At 37.8% G+C, this 1,877-nt stretch carries 2 protein-coding genes; both read right to left on the reverse strand.

Translation table 11 applies throughout. The annotated features are described in order from the left end of the window. Positions 1-77: 77 nt before the first annotated feature. Positions 78-1,334 carry a transposase gene (locus DW819_RS15400; RefSeq protein WP_243025921.1) on the reverse strand — a complete coding sequence of 419 codons (1,257 nt, stop codon included), beginning with the start codon at positions 1,332-1,334 and terminating at the stop codon, positions 78-80. Positions 1,335-1,347: 13 nt separating this feature from the next. Then, complete coding sequence (gene tnpA / locus DW819_RS15405; protein ID WP_118733985.1) at positions 1,348-1,764, reverse strand: IS200/IS605 family transposase; 417 nt, start codon at positions 1,762-1,764, stop codon at positions 1,348-1,350. Positions 1,765-1,877 lie beyond the last annotated feature (113 nt).

Here is a 1,877-nt window from a genome sequence, read left to right on the forward strand (position 1 = left end):
CCGAGCATCTGATTACGAAGCATAGCTCCGTAGCTTCAGAGGTGCGTCCATGACACCCGTACTGCTACCCAGATGGGTTACACAGCTACTTTTATTGTTTTTGTACCGCTCAGCCCGGTTACGGGCATATCAATTTCTTTGCCGGATACGGCATGATACTTTCTCAAAATATTATAAGCTCCTACTGCATCTGCATTGTAGATCACGGTATCTACAATGTAAATGCCACGCTTTTTTCGATTTCTTTTCTCTGCATAAATGTGCGATACTTCTTCTGACTGCGGCGGACATTGACTGGAATAGCTTTCTTCCTGTCTTATCAGGCAAATCCCTTTCATTTTAAGCTTATATTCTAACTGCATATAGATACGGGCATATGGCAAAGCGTGAAGCTTCTGGTTGGTTTTCCTCCCCAGGTTTCTCTCTTTACGAATCCCCTTTATATCTCCAATTACAACCGTATGAATATCATTCTTTACACAATAGTTCGTGATATATCGTGTCATCTTATGAATATAATCTTTGATACAGTCATTTTTCTTTCGATAGAGTTTCTGCAGATGCTTAGATGTTTTCAGATCCTCCATTTCCCTTGCAGCCTGGATCCTGCCCCATTGTGACTGGACTCTCGCGATTTCCTTGTTATAAAAATAAGAAAGAGAAAGATATTCCCTTCCAATAATAAAAGTTTTCCCTACATTATCATAACAAGTCATAAGATTATGCAAGCCCAGATCAATCGACAGATAATGTCCATTGTCCTCTTCTGGCAAAACATCTTCCACCTCATAAATAACAAGGATCCTGCTGGTTCCGTCATTTGCCGGAGGATATATTTTTATCTGTTTTATGATATCCATGTTTGAAAAAACAGGATTTTTCAAATAAAGGTATGCAGCACGAATATCATAGGTATGAGCCATATATTCCTTCAGCTTTTTTGATAAAGAAAGTCTTACATTATAAGAGCCGTTTTCATGTTGAATACCATTTTGCATATACGTAATCGGCATTTTATCTTTCTTATATCTTGGTGTTCCCGGATTCTCGATACCTCCACTTTCTTTTAACCGGTAAAAAGATTTCCATGACTTGTCCAAAAGCTTGCAGATTTCCTGTGCAGTCTGTGACGGGAGTGATTTGAACCACAGATCATCTTTATGCTTGGACTTCTGATAATACCAGTCAGGATATTTCTCCAATCCCAGATTTTTGTAGTTGTTTCTTTCATAATTGCAAACATTCCAAAGCTTGTAAGCCGCATAACACATGTGTCCTACAATATTTGCATCATTTTTATTTAATACAATGGTTGTTTCATGTGTTAACAGCATATTTTCCCTCCTCCTAGTAAGATTTGCTCTGATGCTCGATATAGCGTCGGATATTTTCTTCCGACACCGAACCGATTGTTTCTACATAATATGAGTGATTCCAAAGCTGACCTTTCCAAAGTTTCTGGCGGATCGCCGGATATTTTTCAAAGAGTTTTCTTCCGGTAATTCCTTTTAAATACTTTACAATATCTGTCACTGACAGTTTCGGCGGTGCAGACACAAAGCAATGGATATGATCACCTTCACCAACTTCAAAAAGATGAACCGTAAAACCTTTATCGGATGCTATCTTCTGAACCAGTTCTTTCAGATAAATCTCAATCTCTGCTGATAAAATTTTCCTGCGATATTTCACAGACCACACCACATGGTAATTAATATTATATACACAAGTTCTTGAATATATTAAATTCTCTTTCATACACATAGTATACTATTATATGGAAAGAAACGCAAGAAAAATCGAACATGCTTTCGATTTTCTTGCGTTTCAGACGCTTTCATCTCGGCAATTGAATAACCGAGGATTCTCGCTTATTA

It is taken from the genome of Clostridium sp. AM33-3 (genome assembly GCF_003480315.1).
Classification (GTDB): domain Bacteria; phylum Bacillota; class Clostridia; order Lachnospirales; family Lachnospiraceae; genus Brotaphodocola.

Bases quoted from the DNA above. Each gene is read 5' to 3' on its own strand.
- DW819_RS15400 (WP_243025921.1), bottom strand. From the start codon at position 1,334: ATGCTGTTAACACATGAAACAACCATTGTATTAAATAAAAATGATGCA.
- tnpA (WP_118733985.1), bottom strand. From the start codon at position 1,764: ATGTGTATGAAAGAGAATTTAATATATTCAAGAACTTGTGTATATAAT.